This is a genomic window from Parvularcula bermudensis HTCC2503 (genome assembly GCF_000152825.2).
GTDB lineage: Bacteria > Pseudomonadota > Alphaproteobacteria > Caulobacterales > Parvularculaceae > Parvularcula > Parvularcula bermudensis.
Genome location: NC_014414.1, coordinates 898,817 through 921,350 on the forward strand (window position 1 = coordinate 898,817; position 22,534 = coordinate 921,350).

Annotated in this window: 19 protein-coding genes; 11 read left to right on the plus strand and 8 right to left on the minus strand. The window is 61.4% G+C overall.

Annotation, left to right across the window (positions count from 1 at the left end; translation table 11 throughout):
• Positions 1-22: 22 nt before the first annotated feature.
• Positions 23-898: a KPN_02809 family neutral zinc metallopeptidase gene (gene ypfJ / locus PB2503_RS04370; RefSeq protein WP_013300018.1), complete on the plus strand. Its 876-nt coding sequence runs from the start codon at positions 23-25 to the stop codon at positions 896-898.
• Between the two features lie 98 nt (positions 899-996).
• On the opposite strand, the gene PB2503_RS04375 is transcribed toward ypfJ, so the two are convergent.
• Together PB2503_RS04375 and PB2503_RS13800 are read right to left on the minus strand one after the other, a co-directional pair.
• Entirely contained in the window at positions 997-3,348 is a 2,352-nt protein-coding gene (locus tag PB2503_RS04375) for an NADP-dependent malic enzyme (RefSeq protein WP_013300019.1), read from the minus strand.
• Between the two features lie 227 nt (positions 3,349-3,575).
• Entirely contained in the window at positions 3,576-5,693 is a 2,118-nt protein-coding gene (locus PB2503_RS13800) for an alpha/beta hydrolase (RefSeq protein WP_013300020.1), read from the minus strand.
• 449 nt (positions 5,694-6,142) lie between these two features.
• On the opposite strand from PB2503_RS13800, the gene PB2503_RS15085 reads away from it, so the two are divergent.
• From PB2503_RS15085 to PB2503_RS04405, 5 genes are read left to right on the plus strand one after another with little or no spacing between them, the layout of a single operon-like run.
• Positions 6,143-6,721, plus strand: coding sequence for a NifU N-terminal domain-containing protein (locus PB2503_RS15085; protein ID WP_041534889.1), 579 nt, complete (start codon positions 6,143-6,145; stop codon positions 6,719-6,721).
• 30 nt (positions 6,722-6,751) lie between these two features.
• Positions 6,752-7,387, plus strand: coding sequence for a tRNA (adenosine(37)-N6)-threonylcarbamoyltransferase complex dimerization subunit type 1 TsaB (gene tsaB / locus PB2503_RS13805; RefSeq protein WP_083810965.1), 636 nt, complete (start codon positions 6,752-6,754; stop codon positions 7,385-7,387).
• Positions 7,384-7,842, plus strand: a complete 459-nt coding sequence (locus PB2503_RS04395) for a GNAT family N-acetyltransferase (RefSeq protein ID WP_013300023.1) — start codon at positions 7,384-7,386, stop codon at positions 7,840-7,842. Before tsaB ends, PB2503_RS04395 begins: the two co-directional genes overlap by 4 nt.
• Positions 7,843-7,858: 16 nt before the next feature.
• On the plus strand, positions 7,859-8,287 hold the full coding sequence (locus PB2503_RS04400) for a Fur family transcriptional regulator (protein WP_013300024.1): 429 nt from the start codon (positions 7,859-7,861) through the stop codon (positions 8,285-8,287).
• 40 nt (positions 8,288-8,327) lie between these two features.
• A complete protein-coding gene (locus PB2503_RS04405) occupies positions 8,328-8,960 on the plus strand; it encodes a 2OG-Fe(II) oxygenase (RefSeq protein WP_013300025.1) in 633 nt (210 codons plus the stop codon).
• Positions 8,961-9,014: 54 nt separating this feature from the next.
• Here PB2503_RS04405 and PB2503_RS04410 read toward each other — a convergent pair whose 3' ends face one another.
• From PB2503_RS04410 to PB2503_RS04420, 3 genes are all read right to left on the minus strand, one after another.
• A complete protein-coding gene (locus PB2503_RS04410) occupies positions 9,015-9,860 on the minus strand; it encodes a carbon-nitrogen hydrolase (protein WP_013300026.1) in 846 nt (281 codons plus the stop codon).
• 7 nt (positions 9,861-9,867) lie between these two features.
• Positions 9,868-10,863, minus strand: a complete 996-nt coding sequence (locus PB2503_RS04415) for an agmatine deiminase family protein (RefSeq protein WP_013300027.1) — start codon at positions 10,861-10,863, stop codon at positions 9,868-9,870.
• A 97-nt stretch (positions 10,864-10,960) separates the two neighbouring features.
• Entirely contained in the window at positions 10,961-12,349 is a 1,389-nt protein-coding gene (locus tag PB2503_RS04420) for a helix-turn-helix domain-containing protein (protein WP_013300028.1), read from the minus strand.
• 212 nt (positions 12,350-12,561) lie between these two features.
• Here PB2503_RS04420 and PB2503_RS04425 point away from each other — a divergent pair, with 212 nt between their 5' ends.
• Complete coding sequence (locus PB2503_RS04425; protein WP_013300029.1) at positions 12,562-14,163, plus strand: isocitrate lyase; 1,602 nt, start codon at positions 12,562-12,564, stop codon at positions 14,161-14,163.
• 141 nt (positions 14,164-14,304) lie between these two features.
• Entirely contained in the window at positions 14,305-14,601 is a 297-nt protein-coding gene (locus PB2503_RS04430) for a hypothetical protein (protein ID WP_013300030.1), read from the plus strand.
• 124 nt (positions 14,602-14,725) lie between these two features.
• Here the strand turns inward: PB2503_RS04430 and mdoH are convergent, their stop codons facing one another.
• Both mdoH and PB2503_RS04440 read right to left on the minus strand, forming a co-directional pair.
• Positions 14,726-16,807 carry a glucans biosynthesis glucosyltransferase MdoH gene (gene mdoH, locus PB2503_RS04435; RefSeq protein WP_013300031.1) on the minus strand — a complete coding sequence of 694 codons (2,082 nt, stop codon included), beginning with the start codon at positions 16,805-16,807 and terminating at the stop codon, positions 14,726-14,728.
• Positions 16,808-16,809: 2 nt separating this feature from the next.
• Positions 16,810-18,489: a glucan biosynthesis protein G gene (locus PB2503_RS04440; RefSeq protein ID WP_013300032.1), complete on the minus strand. Its 1,680-nt coding sequence runs from the start codon at positions 18,487-18,489 to the stop codon at positions 16,810-16,812.
• A gap of 61 nt (positions 18,490-18,550) precedes the next feature.
• Between PB2503_RS04440 and PB2503_RS04445 the strand changes: the two genes are divergently transcribed.
• Positions 18,551-19,138, plus strand: coding sequence for a hemerythrin domain-containing protein (locus PB2503_RS04445; RefSeq protein WP_013300033.1), 588 nt, complete (start codon positions 18,551-18,553; stop codon positions 19,136-19,138).
• A gap of 194 nt (positions 19,139-19,332) precedes the next feature.
• A complete protein-coding gene (locus PB2503_RS04450) occupies positions 19,333-19,644 on the plus strand; it encodes a hypothetical protein (protein ID WP_013300034.1) in 312 nt (103 codons plus the stop codon).
• A gap of 51 nt (positions 19,645-19,695) precedes the next feature.
• Here PB2503_RS04450 and PB2503_RS04455 read toward each other — a convergent pair whose 3' ends face one another.
• Positions 19,696-20,124 carry an OsmC family protein gene (locus PB2503_RS04455; protein WP_013300035.1) on the minus strand — a complete coding sequence of 143 codons (429 nt, stop codon included), beginning with the start codon at positions 20,122-20,124 and terminating at the stop codon, positions 19,696-19,698.
• Positions 20,125-20,224: 100 nt separating this feature from the next.
• Here PB2503_RS04455 and PB2503_RS04460 point away from each other — a divergent pair, with 100 nt between their 5' ends.
• Entirely contained in the window at positions 20,225-22,507 is a 2,283-nt protein-coding gene (locus tag PB2503_RS04460; RefSeq protein ID WP_202944408.1) for a S9 family peptidase, read from the plus strand.
• Positions 22,508-22,534: the final 27 nt, after the last annotated feature.

Sequence of the window (22,534 nt, forward strand, 5' to 3'; positions counted from 1 at the left end):
ATCAAACTGAGGGAGACGGCTAATGGCCCGATGGGATAATCGCCGGCGAAGCGATAATGTGGAGCGGGTTGGGGGCCGGACCATCGGCGTCGGGCTGATCGTCGGGATCCTTCGGCTGATCTTCAGTCGCTTCGGGTTTGCGGGGATTCTCGTGGCTGCCGCCGGCTATTTTGCCCTCAGCGCCTTGGGACACGATCCGCTCAAGCTGGTGGCTGGGCTTTCCTCGGGGACAGAGACCCAAGGGAGCGCCCAGCCGAGCCCCTATGATGACCGGGTTGCCGCCGTGGTCGGCAGTACCGAGGATGTGTGGTCGGCAATATTTTCGGAACAGGGGTTTGGCGAGTATCCCGAACCGAAGGTCACCCTCTATCGGCAGGGGGTAAGGACCGGGTGCGGCTACGGGACTTCAGCCATCGGCCCGTTCTATTGTCCTCAGGACCAGCGCATTTATCTCGACACAGACTTTTTCGATGCCCTTAAGAAGCGGTTCGGTGTCGCCGGGGACTTCCCCGCCGATTATGTGATCGCCCATGAGGTCGGCCACCATGTTCAAAATGCCCTCGGCATCTTGGACCAGACGAAGGAATTCCAGGATTTGGTGAGCCGGTGGGAAGCCAATCAGCTACAGGTACGGATCGAACTTCAGGCCGATTGTCTGGCGGGCCTTTGGGCCAGCCGAGAGCGCCAGGCCGTTGAGCCAGGCGACATCGAAGAGGCGCAAGATGCCGCCGAGGCCATTGGTGACGATCGACTGCAAGAACAATCCGGCGGGGTGATCAATCCAGACAGTTTCACCCACGGGACGTCAGCACAACGGATGCGTTGGTTTATGCGCGGATTTCAATCAGGGCAGTTCGCCGACTGCGATACCTTCAGGATCGAATACGACGATCTATGAGGCGGGTCCCCTTCGCCCAGTAGAGGAAGGAGGGGAGCTTCGCGTCGCGGCCAAAGGCGCGCCAGGGCCTTATCGGCCCCAGCGGGACCCGGGGGCGTTTAGAGCGGGAGGAGACGGCTCGTCTTGCGTAATTGGTCGGCGCCGGAGGACCCCTCGGCCCAGACCCGGTGGTCGCGGTCGAGCTCGTAAGCGGCAATCGCCGCCATGGTGACAATGTCTCCCGATTGGGCGCCGGTCTGGAGGATCTGCACTGGGCGAGACAGACCGATCAGCAGGGGGCCAAGGACCGTCGCCCCGCCGATTTCGGCCATGAGCTTGCTGGCGATTCCGCCGGAATGAAGGCCCGGGCAGATGAGCAAGTTTGCCGGCCCGGTCAGGCGCGCAAAGGGATAGAGCGCTTTTAAGCGATTGTGGTCGAGGGCCATGCGCGGCGTCATCTCCCCCTCATATTCGAAATCCGCCATCTGGTCGGATTCGTCGAGAAGACGGACAGCGGCGGCGATCCGGTTCACCCCTTCGGTATTGGGGTTGCCGAAATTCGAGTGGCTGACGAATGCGACCCGCGGCGTGAACCCCATCTGCCGGACGGCGTGGGCCGACTGGATGGCGATATCCGCCAGCTCTTCCGGCTGGGGAAGGTCCGCAATCGTCGTATCCGCCATAAAGACGGTCCGCCCTCTGGCCAACAGAACCGACATCCCAATCACCCGCTCGCTTGGACGGGAATCGAGCGCAAGTTGCACATTATTGAGGGCGGCGCTGTAATGCCGGGTGATCCCGGTCACCATCCCGTCGGCATGGCCGAGGGCCAGCATACAGGCAGCAAAGACATTTCTGTCCTGATTGACCAGGCGGCGGCAATCTCGCTCAAGATACCCATCGCGCTGCAGGCGATTGTACAGATACTGCGTATAGGCGGGACCGTTGGCGGAATGCCGTGCGTTCCAAATCTCGATATTGTGCGTCTGGGAGAGGCCGAGCCTGTTGAACTCGCGATTGACGAGGTCATCCCGGCCGATAAGGATCGCCTGGCCGAGCCCTTGTTGCTGAAAAGCGTAGGCGGCGCGGATGATCACTTCTTCTTCGCCCTCGGCGAAAACGATCCGCTTTGGCGTCTCCGAGGCTTTGACATTGGCGTGGATCTTTTGAAGGAAGCTCGCCGAAGGATCGAGGCGGGTCGCCAGCCGCCCCTCATAGGCGGCGACATCGTCGAGGGGACGACGGGCGACACCGGTCTCGCAGGCGGCTTTTGCCACCGCCGGCGGAATTTTCGACAAAAGACGGGGGTCGAACGGGGTGGGGATGATATATCCCGGCCCGAATTGTAGGCGCTTACCATAAGCGAGGGCGACCTCGTCCGGCACATCCTCTCGCGCCAATTCAGCCAAGGCCTTCGCGCAGGCGATCTTCATTTCTTCGTTGATCGTCCGGGCCCGGACATCGAGAGCGCCGCGGAAAATATAAGGGAAGCCGAGGACGTTGTTGACCTGATTGGGATAGTCCGATCGCCCGGTGGCCATGATGGCGTCGCCTCGGACCTCCGCCACCTCCTCTGGGGTGATCTCAGGCGTGGGGTTCGCCATGGCGAAAATGATGGGATTCTTGGCCATGGACTTCACCATTTCCTTGGTGAAGGCGCCGCCTGCGGACAGGCCGATGGCCACGTCCGCGCCGTCCATGACCTCGGCCAGCGTGCGTTTGTCCGTGGGCACGGCATGGGCGGACCGCCATTGGTCCATGCGTTCCGTCCGTCCCTCGTAAAGGGTGCCCTGCCGGTCGCAAAGGATGACGTTTTCGTGTTTGATGCCCATCGCCTTGATCAGGCCAACGACGGACAAGGCGGACGACCCCGCCCCGGAAACGGCGACCTTCACCTCGTCAATCCGCTTGCCGACAATATCGAGGGCGTTGATGAGCCCCGCAGCGGAGATGATGGCCGTCCCGTGCTGATCGTCGTGGAAGACCGGGATGTCCATCAATTCCTTCAACCGCTGCTCAATATAGAAGCTCTCGGGCGCGGAAATATCCTCAAGATTGATGCCGCCGAAGGACGGTCCCAGATATTTCACGGCATTGATGAATTCTTCGGGGTCCTCCGTGTCGATCTCGAGGTCGACCGAGTCGATATCGGCAAAGCGTTTGAAGAGAACCGACTTGCCTTCCATCACGGGTTTGGAGGCGAGGGCCCCAAGATTGCCGAGGCCAAGGATCGCCGTCCCGTTGGAAATCACCGCGACCATGTTTCCTTTGGTGGTCAGGTCATAGGCGCTTTCGGGATCTTCGGCGATTTTTTTGACCGGCACGGCGACGCCGGGCGAATAGGCCAGCGAGAGGTCACGCTGGGTAGCCATCGGCTTGGTCGGCATGATTTCTAACTTGCCCGGCTTCCCCCGTGAGTGGAAATCGAGGGCTTCGGCGTCGGTGAACTTGGTCGTTGTATCGTCGGTCATGCCTTGCGCTTAGCCCGCCGCGCCGCGCCGCGCCAGAGAAACGGTGGTGCTTAACTTGACAAAATAGGGGAAGAGACCATCGCCCCCCCACCCCTTCCATTTTGTGAGGAGAGAAGGCCCGATGGGACCCCACGCTCTCTGCGGCAGGGGTCAGTCGGTCTCTCCCCCATAGCGTGTTTCCTGCGCCCTCGCGGCCAGGTCCTGGGGGTGGGGAAGCGGGACGGGGATCACCGGCCCAGCGGTCTGTGCGCGAGGGCGGCGTTTCGCCCAAGGGCGAATATCGCAGCTTGCGCCGCCCTGGGCTGGTGATGCACGGCGAGACCGGTGACCGCGCCAAAGGGCGTGGCGGCGTCTTTTCCTTTAAGGTCTATGGCCTCGATCGAAAACACGGTCTCAGTCGGGTGCGCATGGCGCGATAGGAGATAGCCCGTCGATGGGGAGCCGTCAGGATCGGCGCTCATAGTGCTGGCCGCGTCGCCAAGGGTGAAGGAGAGGCCGAATACGACCTCTTCTTGCTCCGTTTGCTGATTTAAGGTGGCGGCCCTTTCCAGGGAGGCGTGGAGCACCGCCAACCCTTGATCGGTCAGGGCAAGATCGCGCAGGTCGGTCTCGACGGTCACGCGTCCCCGCTCAAGATCGGCGGAGAGGACCGCATTGTGCAGGCCGAAGACGAGGGCAGGTTGACCCTTCGCAGTGCCGCAATGAAGCGCCCCGAGGGTCTCCATGCCGCGCCAGGGGAAGCCTGCGCGGCGAGCCAGTTGCCGAACCGCCGGATCGACTCGGAGATTGCTCAGAACCGTCCATTGCGGTCGCGGCCCATCGATCCGCCGGTAAAGGGCATTGGCGGAGCCGGCGAAGAAATGGCCGCCGCATGTGGCGAAGCCAGTAATATCCTCCAAGGGCCGACCGGTGAATTCCGGCTGGTCGCTCCAAACCAGGCGCCGGTGATCCTGGGGGGCGACCCCGGCTGCATAGATACCGGCACTGGCCGGGCTCGCGGCGGCGAAAACAAGATCCGCCCCGGTCACGCTATCGCGATGCTGGCCGAAGGCGGTGATCGACACATCGATCGGGCGTTTAATCGGTGTCCCAAGTTCGATGGCCTCTGGGGCCGTCATGTCGCTCGGGGTGAGCGTATAAAGGCGCGGGGCACGGGACGCGAGGGGGCGGCTTTCCTGGCTGGTCCCGATCAGGAGGAAAGGGGTGGCCGCGATGGGGGCCCCGCGTCTGTCGGTCTCAACCGTTGCTGTGAACAGGGCGGAACCCGGTCGATCGTCATCTGAGAATATTAAGCCGTCTGTCCACTGATTTTGAGCGGGGTCGTAGAAATCAAGGCGCGTCAGGCCGTCTTCACCGCTTCGCGTTACCGCAAATCCCTCTTGCCAAGGGGCGAGGAGCGAGTCGGCGGTCCCAAGGGGCCGGGGCGCCGCGCTCGTCCCTTTCATGACCGAGGGGGCCAGGGACCAGGTATCCTCGCGCTTTGACGCTTGCCGACGGGCAAACACGTCTTCCATAAAGGCGATGGCTGTCTTTGTGGTGGGATCGTTCTCGCGCCCGAACCGCTGGAACAGACCGACATGGGACCGGCGCTCGGCCCGGTAAAAATCGGACTGAACCCCTGCGCCAAACAGGCGGCTCAGAAAGGGGCGGACTTGGGTTCTAAGGTCGCTCTCCGGACGGTCGGCGGCCGCGACCACCAAGAAGGCCGGGTGGTTTTCTCCGTCCACAACCCTTCTCAGGGGAGAGACGTCGCGCCATTCGTCGAGGCTGTTGCCGAACAGCGCGGAGTCTCCGCCGCCAAAGGGGGAAAAGCTCACCCCTTCGAGGGAGGTTTCGATGTCATATCGACCGGTATCGAGGGAGACGATGGCGGCAAGGTCGTCGAAGCTCAGTCCCGCTGCCTCCAGATATCGCTCATTCGTTCCCAACACCGAGACCAAATGCGCCCCAGCGGAATGGCCGATCATCACGATGCGATCCTCGTCGATGCCGAATTGATCGGCCCCGTCAATCAGCTGGGACAGGGCTGCGGCGATATCCTCGACCATGCCTTGGGCGGTCACATCCGGCCAAAAGCGATAATTGAGGGAGGCCACCGCAAAGCCCCGGTCAAGAAATAGCCTTCGCTTGGTCCATGCCTGACGTTTGTCCCCCGACTGCCAGCTGCCGCCATGGACAAAGACGATTAACGGACGTTTCTCGCCGCTGACCTCATCGGGAAGGTAGAGGTCGAATTGTTGCCGGACATCCTCTCCATAGGGCTGGTTCTTCAGTCTGACCTCTTCGGCCTGGGCAAGGGTGAGAGAGCTGACGGCACAGGTCAGGGCCAAGGTGGATCGCAGCATGGGCGCCTCCAAACGCAACAAGGGAGGAAAGGGACGACTAGTCCCGGGTCGGATTAACAAGTAAGACCAAAGATTAAACGAAGGGTGGGCGTAGAACGTCCCTGGGTAAGAATTCGCTTACCCCTGCGGCGCCGATTTGAATGAAAAGCGCGGTACCCCAAAACGTTACCTTTCGGTGCCCGTTGGGGTAAACCTGACCCTGGGGCTCGACCCTGGGGGAGCGCGCCTTTGGCATCAGCGTTGCCAGCGCTGTCGCCGCCCCTCCCTGTTGAGAATGTTCTCGTCGACATCATATCTAGGGTATCGCGGCGGATGACAGTAAACCCACGATGTCGAAACAAGAATGGCTTGAGGCCCGGGTAAAATTATTGCCTGTGTTTCCACCGCCAGCCTGAATAAATAAGGCGATTGGGGTGCCAATTGTGGACCGTATATAAGGATAGGCGCAAATGTTTATTGATACTTATGACACACCCAACCCCCACTCTTTAAAGGTTGTGCTGGGACAGGCTGTTTTAGGGGGAGGGTCGATGGGGATGGACTTTCCCACCCTTGAATCGGCGAAAGTCTCGCCCCTCGCCTCGGCCTTGTTCGATATTGACGGGGTCGTCGAGGTTTATCTGGGGGCGGATTTTTTGACTGTGACCAAGGACCCCAGTGTGGAATGGCAGCATCTCAAACCCGCCGTCCTGGGCACGGTCGCCGACTATCTTGCCGCGGGAATCCCTGTCGTGGATCAGGGCGCCGCTGCGGATAGCGCCGATACGCCCGACGATTACGAGGGCGAGACCAAGGAAATCGTTGAGCAAATTATCGACCTGATCGAAACGCGGGTGCGCCCGGCGGTTGCGCAGGATGGCGGGGATATCGTCTTTCACCGCTTCGTCCCCGGCGATGGGATCGTCTTTTTGAGTATGCGCGGCGCCTGTTCGGGCTGTCCCTCCTCGACCATGACGCTCAAGAGCGGAATTGAAAATTTGCTCAAACACTACGTACCAGAGGTGACCGCCGTCGAAGCCGTGGGGTAAAGACGGGCTATGTGAACGGGAGTTGCCCTTATCGCCGTCCTTGCCCTCGATACCTGTTTGCCGACCCTCAGTGTGGCGCTGGCGACCCAAGCGTCCTGCGCCGTCTTTCAGGAAAGGATCGGGACCGGTCATGCCGAGCGATTGGCGCCTGTCGTACGTGACATGCTGGCGGCGAACGGCGTCGCGGTCGGCGACCTGACCGATCTGATCGTCACGGTGGGACCGGGAAGTTTTATGGGGGTACGTGTGGGGATTAGCTTTGCCGGCGGGCTGCTCGCCGCCGGGGGGATCACGTCGCGCCCCGTCACCCTGCCCCGTGCCTTAAGGGCCAGTGCGCCGTCCCAGCAGCAGGGCGTCTGTTTGATTGATATTCGTCGCGGCCAAGTCAGCGCCACTGTCTTTGAGGGAGAGGCGATCGGCGCGGCCGAGCTGATCGATCTTGAAACCGCGCGGCAGCGTTGGCCCAATCCCGATACGGCGGGGGTGATCGGGGATGGGCAGAGGGCGATATGGCCCGATCGGCCGCCGACGGGGCCGCTCGTGCCGGATATTGCCCAGCTCGCGAGGACGCCGGGCAAATGGGCCCCAGGGCCGTTCGTCCCCGTTTATAGCCGCCCCCCTGATGCCCGGCCGCCGGCGCCCCTTGTCCCCATAGGGGCCCAATGAGCGTGCGCCGCGCCCGCGCGGAGGAGGCGGCTCGCCTTGGGGCTCTCCACAGCGATATCTTTGCGACCAGTGCCTGGGGGGAATCCTTCTGGTCACAGACGATTGATCATGCCGACCATATCGTGGCCGTTTTCTGCGATGCTGACGACGTTCCGGTCGGCTTGGGCGCCACGCGTCATATTGGGGAGGAGGCGGAAATCCTGACCTTCGGCGTGGCGGAGAGCCATCGCCGGCATGGTGGCGGTCGAGCGCTCTTGCACTATCTTGTCGCTGAGACGGAAAAGGCGGGAGTATGCCGCATCTTCCTTGAGGTGGCTGAGGAGAACCACGCTGCGCTCAAGCTCTACACCGGCGCCGCCTTCCATGAGGTAGGACGGCGGCATGGCTATTATTCGGATGGGCGACATGCCCGAATACTCCAGCGTCGCACCGATCTTGCGGCGGTTCGGCACTAGCGCTTAGGACATATCCATGGATCGCTTGGAAAATCTTTGTATCGAAAAAGGTCTTCGGATGACCGACCAAAGACGGGTCATCACCCGCGTGATTTCCTCCGCGGAGGATCATCCGGATGTCGAAGAAATTCACCGGCGGGCAACTGAGATCGACGACCGCATTTCGATTGCGACCGTCTACCGGACTCTTCGTCTGCTCGAAGATTATGATGTCGTGCAGAGCCATGACTTCCAGGACGGGCGGGCGCGATACGAAGAAGTGACCGGAGAGCACCACGACCATCTCATCGATATCCGCACCCGCGAGGTCATCGAGTTCGTGAATGAGGAGATCGAGGCCCTGCAGGAAAAGATCGCAAGGCAACTCGGCTATCGATTGATCGATCACCGGCTGGAGCTTTATGCCGTGCCCTTGGACGAAAGCGATACTGACACGACGGGCTAGCCACGAGGTCTGTTCGGCGCGTCAGGGCTGAGGAAGGGCGATGTTGAACTTTGCCGCATTGAGGGCCGCCGAGACCCGGCATGACCCGTTCACCTATATCGTTGCTGAGGGGACGTTGAGCCGGGAGGAGGCTGCGGCGATCCGGGCGGACTATCCGGCCATTGAGAAGACCGGCTATCTTCCTCTTTCCAAACTTGAGGCGCGGGGGCGTTTTGCCGATCTGATCGCCGATCTCCAGTCGGCGGCGCTGGCTGACACGCTCTCCGAAAAGCTCGGGCTTGAGCTTCGCGATAAGCCCCGGATGATCACCGTGCGGCGCCTCTCCAAGGCCGGGGACGGGCGCATCCATAATGATAGCGTATCGAAGATCTGTACCATGCTCGTCTATCTCAACGACGATTGGGATGCCGAGGAGGGCGGCGCCATCCGGGCGCTGAATGGTGCCGACGATATGGAGGATTTCGCCGAAGAAGTGGCGCCGCTGGCCGGGAATGTCTTCGCCTTTGCGCGGTCGGACACCAGTTGGCACGGTCATCCCCCTTATGAGGGGGAGAGGTATGTGGTGCAGACCACGTTCCTCACCAGCCAAGAGGAGTTGGACCGCAAGGAAAACCGCGGCGGTCTGCAATATTTTCTGAAGAAGCTCAATCCGTTCGAAGGGAAGCGCGGCTGATGAGGCCGTTGACGCTGGCCGGAGGTCGGCTTGAAGGACGCGGAGCTTAAGCCCTCACGCCTCGCATAAAGCGTGATAGAGGTCAGGGCGCCGGTCGCGGAAAAAGCCCCAGGCCGCGCGTTCCTCGGCCAGGGCATCGAGATCGAAGCTGGCGCTGATGACGCCTTCCTCTTCCCGGCCAAGCTCGGCCACGATGTCCCCTGACTGATCGCAGATAAAACTCGTCCCATAAAAGCGCTGCCCCTCCTCGTCGCCTATCCGATTGACGGCGACCACGGGCATGGCATTCGCCACGGCATGGCCTTGCATGGCCCGGCGCCACCTCATGGCCGTGTCGAGGGTTGGGTCCTGGGGCTCCGCCCCTATGGCCGTCGGGTAAAGCAAGAATTCCGCGCCCTGAAGGGCCATGGCGCGCGCCGCCTCCGGGAACCACTGATCCCAACAAATCCCCACACCGAAGGAAGCGTCTTCCACCGCCCATGTCCGAAATCCGGTGTTCCCAGGACGGAAATAATATTTCTCCTGATAGCCTGGGCCGTCGGGAATGTGGCTTTTTCGATAATGGCCCTTTTGTTGCCCATCGGGGCCGATCACGACGACCGTGTTATAGTGATGTGGCCCTTCCCTCTCAAACAGGGAAAGCGGCAGGGTCACATTCAACGCCTTCGCCAGCGGGGCGAGACGCGCGAGGACAGGATGCGCCGTCAGGGGATGGGCCGTCCGAAAATGCGGCTCCTCCTGGGTCTTGCAGAAATAAGGTCCGGCAAAGAGTTCCGGCAGCAGAATGAGGCGAGCGCCGCTTTCGGCGGCTCTCCTTATCCAGGCTTCGGCCGCGCCGAGCGGATCGGCGGCCAGACCGGGGGCATACTGAACGGCGGCAAGGGTGAAGCGGCGGGTCATATCTGTCCTAGGTGTCTTTGGAGGCGGGAATGGGGCAGGTCATGCAGTGAAAACTTCCCCCCCCATGAAGCAGGAAGGAGGAGGGCAGCACCACAACGCGGCGATCGGGAAACACCGCCTCAAGGCCCTCTCGTGCCGCGGATTGAGAGGGCGTGCCAAATCCGGGCATGACGACAATCCCATTGGTGATGACGAAATTGAGATGGCTGGCCGGCAGCGGGCCCCCATCGGGACCGAGGACCCGCCCCGGCGCCGGAATCGTCGACAGATCGACCCCAATCGCCTCACAGCGCGTCTTGATCTGTTGAAGGCGTTCGGCCTGCGGATCATCAGTGCCGAATGGGTCCTGGCACAGGATATGACCGGGACCGACATAACGGGCAGCATTGTCGATGTGCCCGTCGGTATGGTCGTGGGCGAGACCCTGGGGAAGCCAGTGAATGCGCGCAACACCCAAGCGCTCGCGAAGGCGCTTCTCGATATCGATTTGGCCGAGGGAGGGATTGCGATTGGGATTGAGAAGGCACTCCCGCGTGGTCAGGAGATCGCCCAGCCCGTCCCCTTCGATTGACCCCCCTTCGAGGACAAAGGCATCGCGTGTCTGGGGGATGAGTTCGGCCTCGGCAATGGCGACCGCCGTTTCCTTGTCCCCCGGCATCTCAAACTTGCCGCCCCAGCCGTTGAAGGCAAAGGTTCGCGCGACCCGTCGGCCGTCCTCGTAAACCACGATGGGGCCGGTATCGCGTAGCCAGATATCGCCGGTGGGGACCTGGACGAGATCGGCGAGCTTATCGAGGCCATGGGCCTCGGCCGCGGTCGCGGCGGCATCGCTGCCGATCGCGATTCGTACCGGCACATGGGGGGACACGGTCTCGACAAAGCCGGCGATCTCCGCCCGCGCCTTGTCGAGGGCACCTCCCCATTCCTCGGGCAGATGCGGCCAGCCGACCCACAGCGCGGCATGGGGGGCCCATTCGGGGGGTAATGTCAGATCCTCGGCCATGCTCGTCCTTTGATAATGCTCCCCCCCAAATGGCGGTGCCGCAGGGCAACGGCAACGCCGCCCACGCGGCTCTTTCTCCCGGTCCCGCGCCTTGTGCTTAGCGGTCGGCAAAGGCGAAGGGCGCCACGAGCCGTCGGTAATCGTCCGGCAGCAGGGAGCGGCCGATTGGCGGTTCTGCGCGGGCGGCGCACCCAGCCCGTTGGCAGAGGCGGCAGGTCACACCGATCGGGGTTGCCGGTAGGGCGGAGAGGTCCTTTTCTGAAGCATAGACCAAGCGTCCTGCGTCTTCGATGGGGCAACAGAGGGCCACAGCTCGCGTCACCTTTGTCGCGCCATAGGCGCCGCCGCCGGCGGTGACCGTTCGCGCGATGGAGAAGAAGCGCTCTCCTTCGGGCAATTCCAGCACCTCCGTTCGGACTTCTCGCGGGGTACGGAAACTGTCGTGCAGCGACCATAGGGGGCAGGAGCCGGCGTGGCGGGCAAAGGGAAAGCCGCCGCCATCGAGGCGTTTTGAGACGTTCCCCGCCTTGTCCACGCGGATGAAGAAAAACGGCACCCCCTCGGCACCGGGTTTGCGCAGGGTGGTCAGCCGGTGCGCGGCCTGTTCGAAGCTGACCCCGAAATGACGCGCCAGCGCCTCGACATCGTATCCCGACTTCTCGGCATGCCTGAACATCTCCGTATAGGGCATGAGGATCGCCGCAGCGCCATAATTGGCAAGGGCGCGACGCGCTAATCGCCTGGCGGCTTCGGCTCTCATCTGGCCCTCGTCCAGCGCGGCCTCGATGGGCGCATCGAGGTCTCGATAAGCAAGGGTGAGGGCGACCTGAAAGCTGCGTGTGGCCACATCCAGGGTATCTGACAGGGCAAGCTCACCGCGATGGGGGTCGAGGCGTCGTAACGCTTGCCCCATCACATCGCCGGGGAGGCTGCGCACTTTGATCCCATAGGCACTCGCCAAATATCCGGCGAGCCCGCCTGCCTCACTTGCCGCCCGGGCCAGGCGCTCCGCCCGCTCATCCAGAACGGGGAAGTAATTGCGTCGCGCGGAGAGAAAGGCGCGCGCATCGTCAACGGGATTCTCGCTCCCCTCGGCCTTGCGGTCGGCCAGTGCCAATTGCCCTTCGCGATAAGCGGTGAAAAGCCGCAGCATCGCTTCGGCCATGGCGGGGTTCCCGGCGGCCAGGTCGGCCTGATCCCCTGGCGTGACATCGAGATCGGCGAGCAGAGGGTCGCGAAAGGCATCGTGCAGGCGGGCGGTCATTTCTTCGCCGCCATCACCGGCAAAGGTTTTGAGATCCACATCGAAGGTTTCCGCAAGCCGCAACAGGAGATCCGCCGTCAACGGCCGTTGGTTCCGTTCGATCAAGGCCACATAGGAGGCCGAAATCCCCAGATCTTCCGCCATCTCCGACTGTGTTCGCCCAAGGTCACGACGCAGACGGCGGAGCCGTGGGCCGATGAATCGGGATTTGGATCTGGCCATGGTGACCGTGCCTTTTGTAAAGTTTTGACAGACTTACATCGAAACTTATGTAAATCCAAACATCGATACCCTTTGCACCTCTGCCGCGGCCCGGGAATATGACAGGGGAGCGCCAGGTTTGGGGAATGTCCCCGTCCCGATGGCCCTAATGTCCAGGTGAATCTGTTGCCCTATGGGCAAGACGAGCCTGGCCCAGCACGAGGAGAATTTCGATGACAGCTTTTTCCGAAGATGTCTCTCAGGTGAGTTCGCTGATCAAATCCTACGACGGTACGTGGGATGGTATTTCCGCGGAAAGCGTCGCGCGGATGCGGGCGCAAAACCGGTTCCAAACCGGCCTCGACATCGCGCGCTATTGCGCGAAGATCATGCGCGAGGATATGGCCGCCTACGATAAAGACCCGGCCAATTACACCCAGTCGCTTGGCTGCTGGCACGGTTTTATCGGTCAGCAAAAAATGATTTCGATCAAGAAACATTTTGGGTCGACCAAAGGCCGCTATCTTTATCTCTCCGGGTGGATGGTCGCCGCGCTTCGGTCCGAATTCGGTCCGCTGCCTGACCAATCCATGCACGAGAAAACCTCTGTGCCCGCCCTGGTGGAAGAGCTTTATACCTTCCTTCGCCAGGCCGATGCGCGGGAACTCGGCATGATGTTCCGTGAAATCGACGCGGCGAAGGAGGCTGGCGACGAAGCGAAAGCCAAGGCGATCCAGGAGCAGGTGGACAATTACGAAACCCACGTTGTGCCGATTATCGCCGATATCGATGCCGGCTTCGGGAATGCCGAAGCGACCTATCTCTTGGCGAAAAAGATGATCGAAGCCGGGGCCTGCGCGCTGCAGATCGAGAACCAGGTTTCCGATGAAAAGCAGTGTGGCCACCAGGACGGCAAAGTCACCGTTCCGCACGAAGATTTCATCGCGAAGGTGCGGGCGTGCCGCTATGCCTTCCTGGAGCTGGGCGTTGAGGACGGCATTATCGTCACGCGGACGGACTCCCTCGGGGCCGGCCTCACCAAGCAGATCGCGATCAGTCACGAACCGGGCGATATCGGCGATCAGTACAACTCCTTCCTGGACTGCGAAGAAGTCAGCGCGGAGGATTGCACGAGTTCGGACGTTCTCATCAAGCGGGACGGCAAATTGCTGCGTCCGAAGCGTCTTCCGTCCAACCTCTACCAGTTCAAGCCGGGGACAGGCGCGGACCGTTGCGTGATGGACTGCATCTACTCGCTGCAAAACGGTGCCGACCTTCTATGGATCGAGACCGAAAAGCCGGACGTCGATCAGATCGGGTCGATGGTCGATCGTATCCGCGAAGTCATGCCGAACGCGAAGCTGGTCTATAACAACTCGCCGTCGTTCAACTGGACGCTGAAATTCCGTCAGCAAGTCTACGATATGTGGGCTGAAGAAGGAAAAGATGTCTCCAGCTATGATCGTGACCGTCTGATGTCGGTCGATTACGATGACAGCGAGCTGTCGGTGAAGGCCGATGAATTGATCCAGGCGTTCCAACGGGAAGGCGCGGCCAAGGCGGGGATCTTCCACCACCTCATCACCCTGCCGACCTATCACACGGCGGCGCTGTCCACGGACAATCTCGCCAAGCGGTATTTCGGTGACGAAGCCATGCTGGGCTATGTCAAAAACGTTCAGCGCGAAGAAATTCGTCAGTCGATCGCGTGCGTCAAGCACCAGAACATGGCCGGATCGGACATGGGCGACGATCACAAAGAGTATTTTGCCGGCGATGCCGCTCTTAAGGCTGGCGGTAAAGACAACACGATGAACCAGTTCAACAACGTTTGAGCCGGTTCCATCGCGAATGTGCGCAGGCATCTGCGAGGGAAAGGGCGGCCTTTGGGTCGCCTTTTTTCTTTGGGGGCGTGATCGTTTCGGCGGCTGGCGCGTTTATTGTGGCGTAGAGGTAATTGACTGATGAGGTGACCCATGCGCCGCCCCCTTTCCCGCCATACGCCCTTGGTCCTTGGGGCCGGATTGATGGCCCTCGGGCTTGGGGTCAGACAATGGCGACCCACCGCCCTCGAACTGCCCAAGCGTCCTCGGCGGCAAAGTCACGACAGAGGCGCCCGCAAGGCCGCGCGGGTCACGCGGGATGGCCTGGCGCGCTTTCTGCCAAAGAATATGAATGAGTCGATCGGGAATTCTCTGATGGTGATGGGCGTGGGACTGATTGCCGTCCGGCTGCTCGACGATTGGGTCGAGGACAGTGAACGCCTCTTCTAGAATTGTTGCGGTTCGTCATGGGGCGTGAAATCGTCTCTGTGTCTTTCTTTTATCGCCTTTTTTTCGCGCGTACCGGTTCTCCGTCGCTTGAAGACGCGCTTGGGGCGGCTGACCGATCGTGCCTTTAGAGGTTGGAGCCACACCAGCGGGCCGTGGCGACCTCCAGCGCGGTCACATCATTGAGCAGCGCCATGATTTCCGTGTCATCGAGCAGATCGTCGAGGGGGGTTTCGCTGTCCTTCAGCCACTCGGCCTTGGCGATCGCCGTCGCCAGGGGCACATGGACAGTGCGCGGCGGCAGGATCCATAGCGAATCGACAAGGCCGGCGCGCTGGTCACGGCTATACCGGTCGGCCATCAACCCATTGAGATCAGGCGCGGTGAGGACGGCATAAGAGGGCTCCCGTGCCGTGACGGCGGCGACCGAGGCGGGCACGTCGCGCTCATAGGGGGTGATGAGAATCCCGGCACGCTGGGCCGCGCCGCCCAGCGCGGAGGACCCCGTCAGTTTCGAGAGAAGGGGGGCGAGCATCATGCCGATCGACGCTGGCGCCAACCAGGCCGCAAAGATCGGGGAAATGGCAAAGGCCGCGGTGGTCAAGAGCGCCCCAAGGAGCACGGTGCGCCCATGGCGGCGCAGGATCGTCCCCCAGGCATAGCCGCCGCGTCGATGCTGGGGCGACCAGCCCGAATCCTGCCCCGTGAGGATGGCGAGAACTGAGGCGCTCTGGGCAACGAGGAGAATGGGCGCGATCAGTACCGAGATCACGGTTTCCGCGAGAACCCCCGCCGTCAAGCGAAGGGGCCCCACCGTATTTCGCCAAAGCGGCGTCCATAGCCCATAGATCAGCCCATAGAGTTTCGGGGCAAAGAGGATCGCCATGGTGATGCCGAAAAGACTGAGGGCTCTTGCGCTGTCGATAATCGGCCATCGGGGAAAGAGACTGATATCATTGCCGAAATATTCGGGCCGCAGGAATTGAGCCTGGAGTGAGAGCGCCATCCCGACACCGATCAATAACATCCATAAGGGGGCGGCGAGATAGGACATGATCCCGATCATCAGATGCAACCGATTGGTCCAGGCCATGCTGCGTGTTCTGAAGAGCACCGAAAGATGCTGAAGATTACCCTGACACCACCGGCGATCCCTGATCGTCAAATCGATGATCGACGGCGGTCCCTCTTCGTAAGAGCCCCCAAGATCCCTGGCGATCAGCACTTTCCAGCCTGCCTTGCGGAGCAGGGCCGCTTCGATGAAGTCATGGCTAAGAATGGGTCCGCCAAAAGGCGGCGTTCCGGGAAAGGCGGGGAGGCCAGCACTTTCGGCGAAGGCCGATAGGCGGATGATGGCATTATGCCCCCAATAATTGCCCTCATTTCCCGCCCACCAGGCGACCCCCGCCCCAAGGATGGGGCCATAGAGTGCTGCTGCGAATTGCTGAGAGCGGGCAAATACCGTCCGGCCCCCAACGAGTTGGGGGATCGTTTGGATGAGGCCGACATCCGGCGCTGCCTCCATCCGCCGGACGAGCTCTAATAGGGTATCGGTCTCCATATAGCTGTCGGCATCGAAGACGATCATATGGTCGAAGGCGGCGCCCCAACGGCGGACGAAATCTTCGATATTGCCCGATTTCCGCTCGTGGTTGAGGGTCCGTCGCCGATAGTAGATCGGGCAGCCCGTCGGCTCCCCCGCCTTAAGGGCGAGGAGCGCCGCCTCCTCCCGAAGGGCGGCGCCGGGACGATTGGTATCGGCAAGGACGAAGCACGCAAACGCGCCCGGCGCGCTGGTGGACAGGGCATGGGCAACGGCTTCGACGGTCGCACAGATATGCGCCGGGTCCTCGTTATAGACCGGGAAGAGGATGGCGGTTTTGGTCCGTGGTCGCCATTGGGCGGGCGGTGATGGCCGAGGCCGATCGGTCAAAACGAGGACCAGGCCGATCGTTGCAGAGACGAAACCGAAGGTGATCCAGGCCAGATTGATCGAAAACAGAGAGAGGAGCGCCCATTCGAGGGGGATCATCTCCGCCACGGCGAGCACCAGATACATCTCCCTGGTGGCAAAGGCGGTGATGCCAATAGCGCCAAGGCCGACCGCGGCCTTCCGCCATCGCAAGGATCGGGGGGGCGTTCGGTGGCGAGGCGCGGCGTCGCCGAGCCGCTGCTTTGGCATGGCCAAGGGCGCCTCCGGTGGGCGCATGGTCAAAGATCCGTCCACCGAAATAGCCACGTTTCGCTGACCTGACGATTGCCTGATTGAATGACGCCGCGCAGTTCCGCAGGTCGGGGATCGTCTTTGTCGAGCAGAAAGCTGATCCGGTATAGTCCCTCTTCGGGGATCAGCCGGTGCGTCAGTCCGACGATCGACCCGTTGGAGGTCGTCACCATGGGGTTGGCGTTGGCCCACAGCGCGGGGTCCCCGGCCTCAAAATCGACAATGATCAAGGGTCTGTCTCCCCCGATTTCCTGTCCGATCCGCGTTTTCGCCACGGTGGCGATGGCGGGTTGAGGACCCAATGCCTCCCCCCAATGCAGACGATAGGCGATATCGATCCGTTCGCCCTTCTTCCATGGGGTCTTGGGGCGCCAGAACGCCACGATATTGTCGTTGAACTCATTCGGTGTGGGGATCTCAACCAGCATCAAACGGCCTGACCCCCAATCGCCCTTGGGCGTAATCGTCACCGAAGGCCGCGTCTCATAGGCCGCTTCGTCATCGGCAAAGGCGCTGAAGGTCCGCTCACGCTGCTCAAGACCGAAAGAGAGCGGCGTCTTCTCCGCGAAGCTGGAAATCTCGACATTCTGCGGATTCACCAGTGGCCGCCAGACCCTCTCGCCATTCGCCAAGCGGATCGCCAGCCCATCCGCGTCATGGACGTTCGGGCGATAGTCGCGCTTGCGGAGCAAAGGGTCCTGGCTGCCGAACTCGAACATCGAGGACAGCGGCGCAATTCCCACATTTTCGAGGTCGCGGCGCGGAAAAAAGACCGCTTGGACATCCATAATAGTCGCAAATCCGGGGGCGACGTCAAAGGCGAAGGCCCCGGTCACGCTTGGGCTGTCGAGCAAGGCGTAGACGGTCAGCTGCGTGGCGTCCTGGGCGGGGACTTCGAGCCAGAAGCGGTGAAAATGGGGAAATTCCTCCCCTTCCGGGGACGCGGTTCTGATCGCCAGCCCCCTCGCCGAGGTGCCGTAGGTGTCGCCCGCGCCGATGGCTCTGAAATAACTGGCCCCAAGAAAACTCAAGACCTCGTCGAACTTTCCGGGGGCGTTGATGGGCGACAATAGTCGAAAGCCCGCAAAATCGAGATCGGCTTTTTCCTCTTCGGATAGGGGCAAATCATAGAAGTTGAAGTCCTTGGGGTCATAGGGCCGTTCCGACACCGTCCCGTCGCTGACGAAATAGATGTCCACCGCGCGACTGAATAACGACCCGCGCGGGGCGTATTGGACACGAAAGCTCTCGCTCGATTGCAGATCGGCGCGGCGTTCCTGAAAGCGAATCCGGCGATAGGCGTCGTAGTCCAGGGCCTTGGCCGCGGCCGGCGGATCAGGGGGCGCCTGATAGGAACGCGCGGAAAGGGCCTTGGCTTCGGCGATCACCGTTTCGAAGGAGAAGGGAGGATCGGCGGGCGCGTCCGGCTCCGTATCCTCCTGCGCTGCGGCGATCTCCTGCTCGTCCTCGTCTGAGGCCTTGGCGGCGGGGCGATCCTTGACCTCGGGGTCTGTCTGAGTGCCCGCCTGATCGGGCATCAGATCCGCCTTTGTGGCGATGGGCTCGGGCACCACGACCGGCAATGTGGCAAGCTGTCCAAAGACCCAACCGATCACGCCCGCAACGGCGGCTGGCTTCAGAACCAGGAATGGGAATGATGGTACCATTACTTCTCACCCTCAAAAGCAGGGCCTTTCGCGCCTGCAACATAGAGCTAGACCGCCCAGTGTGAAAGGAGAGGGCGACAGGCAGGCGAATTCGGGGCGATTTCAAGGCGGCGCGGCGCGCTTGGGCGGGCCGGAAGGGGGCTGGAAGACGGGCTTTGCCGGGGCGGCGGCCTATGTCCCAAGAGTGATTTCTCAGGAGACGCCCATGTCGATTTTTACCCGCCTCAAGCAGGACCATGACCGCCAACGCGAATTGATTGCCCAGCTCTGCGAAACCGAGGGCGATAGTGAAGGGCGCCGGGACCTCTGGCCGCAATTGTTCAAGGAATTAGAGGCCCACGCCCTGGCGGAGGAGCAGATCTTCTACGCCGCGCTGATGGAAAAGCCCGATGGCACGGAGAAAGCCCGCCATAGCGTCGCCGAGCACAAGGAAATGTCGGATATTGCCGAGGAATTGTCCGAAATGGCGTTCAGTTCGAGTGGCTGGCTGACCCGCTTTAAAACGCTGGCGCACAAGGTGATCCACCATGTCGACGAGGAAGAGGAGGAGGTCTTTCCCAAGGCCGAAGACCTGTTCGATGAAGCGAAAGCCGATACCCTCGAAGGCGCGTTCGACGTGCGTAAGGAAAAAGAACTGGCCGCCCTTTGAGGGGCCGGCGGCGGGGCGCGAGGCAGCGCCGCCCCCTCTCCCTATCGTCCGCCCTTCCTTATCGGCAGAGCGCCCTTTGGTCCTTGACGGTTTTGCGGTAAGGCCTGGCGCGTCAGGGTAAGGGGCGAGAAGCGTTACCCCTGTCCATCGGCTAAGGTCACCTAAGATCAGCTCCGCGGGGGAGGGGGCGCGCCATGTTTATCTTTCGGATATTGCTCTTCATTGTCGCCTATGTGGTGGTTCTTGCCGAGGTGGCCGTGGGTAGCGCTGCCACGACGCTGACCGACGGCGCGGTTTGGATTGTGCCGGGCGCGCTGGTCCTGGCGCTTCTCCTCGCGATTTCCACATTTCTGCTTGCCAATTTGGATTTGCCGACCGAGTCCCGCCACTATCCCAATGCCATCGAATGGGCGGTGCTCGTCGCGTCTGGATTTTTCATCGCCGGGACGGCTTTTTACTTCCCCAATTATATCGCCGTCTGGCTCGGCGCGTCGGTTGGCGGCTGACCTGCGCGCAGGCGAGGCGCGCCCTCGGGGGGCGCCGCCCGACCTATGGCCTTAGACTTCGTAGGTGGCGTCCATCGTGATGTCGGCCTTCAGGAGTTTTGAGATCGGGCAATTGACCTTTGCGCTTTCCGTCGCCTCCTGCATTTTGGCTTTATCCGCGCCGGGCGCTTTGACGGTCACATTGAGGTGGGAGCGGGTCACGGCAAAGCCGCCATCCACTTCGTCGAGAAAAACAGTCGATGTCGTGTGGATGCTGTCAGCGGTTACTCCCCTCTCCCCCAGTTCAAGGGACAGGGCCATTGAGAAACATCCCGCATGGGCCGCGCCGATCACCTCTTCGGGGTTTGACCCCTCGCCACCGGTGAAGCGGGAATTGAAGCCATAACGCGCATTACTCAACGCCCCGGATTCGGTATTCATCATGCCGGTCCCGGTTTTAAGATCGCCGTTCCACACAGCACTGCCTTGGCTCTTGGACATAGGATATTTCTCCATCATCTTTGTGAGCATACGCCGAAGTGGGGGGGAGGTTCCGATGGAGAGGCGAGGGACCCCAGCGCAGCCAATGCAGGAGATGACGATGGGATCGAATACCAAAGCGTGGACGACATTGTTCTGGAGCCTGGGGCTTGCCCTCCTGTCGGGCTGTGGCCCATGGGCGCCGGACAACACCGTTACTGAGACAGAGAATGCTGAGGCGATCTCCCCTCAAGAGGCCGCCGCCCGTCGAGAGGACATCCCTATGGTAATCCGCCGCAGTGCCGACCTGACCCCCCCCGTCGCCGAAAAGCGACCGATGACGATCGACCAGCACGGGATCGAGCGAACAGACTCCTATGGCTGGCTGCGCGATGAGAACTGGCAAGAGGTGCTGCGCGACCCGTCGACGCTCAATGCCGATATTCGTCGCCACCTTGAGGCGGAGGTCGCGTATTACCAGGAGGCGACGGCGCATCTGAGCGATCTGCGCGCGACCCTGGTGTCGGAGATGCGGGGAAGGATCAAAGAGGACGAAAGCGCCGTCCCCATGCCCGATGGGCCTTATGCCTATTACGTTCGGTATCGTGAGGGCGGCGATTATCCGGTGTATGCCCGGCGCCCGCGGGACGGCGGTGACGAAGACGTGATCTATGACGGCGATGCCGAACGCGGTGACGCCTCGTTCTTCGATATTGGCGGGGTCGATGTGTCCCCCGACCATCGCCTGCTCGCTTATAGTATTGATCGGCTGGGGTCTGAGTATTTCGACATGAAGATCCGGCAGCTCGATACCGGCAAGGAATATGACGAAGTCATTCCGTCAACGGATGGAGATGCGGTGTGGGCCGCCGATTCCCAAAGCTTTTTCTATGTAGAGCGGGACGACAATCAGCGTCCTAAGCGGGTGAAGCACCATATCCTCGGCACCCCACCGACGGAGGATCGGCTCGTTTATGAGGAGCCAGACGACGCAATGTTCCTTGGCATCGACGAGACCTCGTCGGAGGCCTTTCTCATAATCGGCGTGGGGAACGGTGTGACCTCTGAGGCACGGGTCATTCCCCTCGACGACCCGATGGCGGATCCTGTGTTGATTGCCCCGCGGATCAAAAACCAGCTCTACGACGTCGATCATCGTGGCGACCATTTCTATATTCGAACCAATGCCGATGAGGCGGTGAACTTCAAAATCGTTCGCGCGCCTGTCGAGGCTCCGGGGCGAGAAAATTGGGAAGATTTCATCCCCCATCGTTCTGCCGTTTTCTTGTCCGGTTTCGTCCCGTTCAAAGACTATATTGTTCGGGGCGAACGTGAGAATGCGTTGCCGCGCTTGATCGTTGGCGACTATGACGGAAATGAGCATTCGATCGCGTTTGACGAGGCGGCCTATGCCCTGGGCCTTGATGGCTGGGGGGAGTTCGATACCGAACTCGTCAGATTTTCCTATGAGAGCCCGACGACACCTGAACAGATCTTCGATTATAATATGCGTACGCGGGAGCGGACCCTCAGGAAGACCCAGACCGTCCCCTCCGGCCACGACCCGTCTCTTTACACCCTCGATAATTTGCACCTGCCCGCGCAGGACGGAGAGACCATCCCGGTCACCGTTCTGAGACTGAAGACCATCCCCCTCGATGGCAGCGCGCCGCTATTGCTCTATGGGTATGGGGCATACGGCGCCTATATACCGGACAGCTTTTCGACGAGTGTCCTCAGCCTCGTGGACCGGGGGGTGGTCTATGCGCTGGCGCATATCAGGGGCGGCTCAGCCAAGGGGCGACAATGGTATCTCGACGGGAAGCTCGACAAGAAACAAAACTCGTTCAGTGATTTCAACGATGCGGCCAGAGCGCTCATCGATCGGGGGTACACGGAGAAAGGCCGGATCGTCGCCTATGGCGGTTCCGCCGGCGGCCTATTGGTGGGGGCTGCCGTGAATAGGGCACCGGACCTTTATGGCGGGATCCTCGCCGCGGTTCCCTTTGTCGACGTGCTCACGACGATTTCCGATGCCGAGCTTCCCCTGACCCCGCCGGAGTGGGACGAATGGGGAAATCCGATCACCGAGCGAGAACAATATGATTGGATTGCGGCCTATTCACCCTACGACAATATCAAGGCGGGGGCGGCCTATCCACCGATCCTCGCCACCGGCGGACTAACCGATTATCGGGTAACCTATTGGGAGCCCGCCAAGTGGATCGCACGGTTGAGAGAAGAGGCGACGGGCGGGCCGTTCCTGTTACGGATGAATATGGAGGCGGGGCATGGGGGATCCGCGGCGCGTTTTGAGCGGCTCGAAGAGCGGGCCCATCTCTATGCGTTCGCTCTTGATCTGTTGGGCAAGGGGGAAACCACGCCGGTCTCTCATCAGCGGTGAGCCGGCCTAGGCTCGACGGGGGAGTGG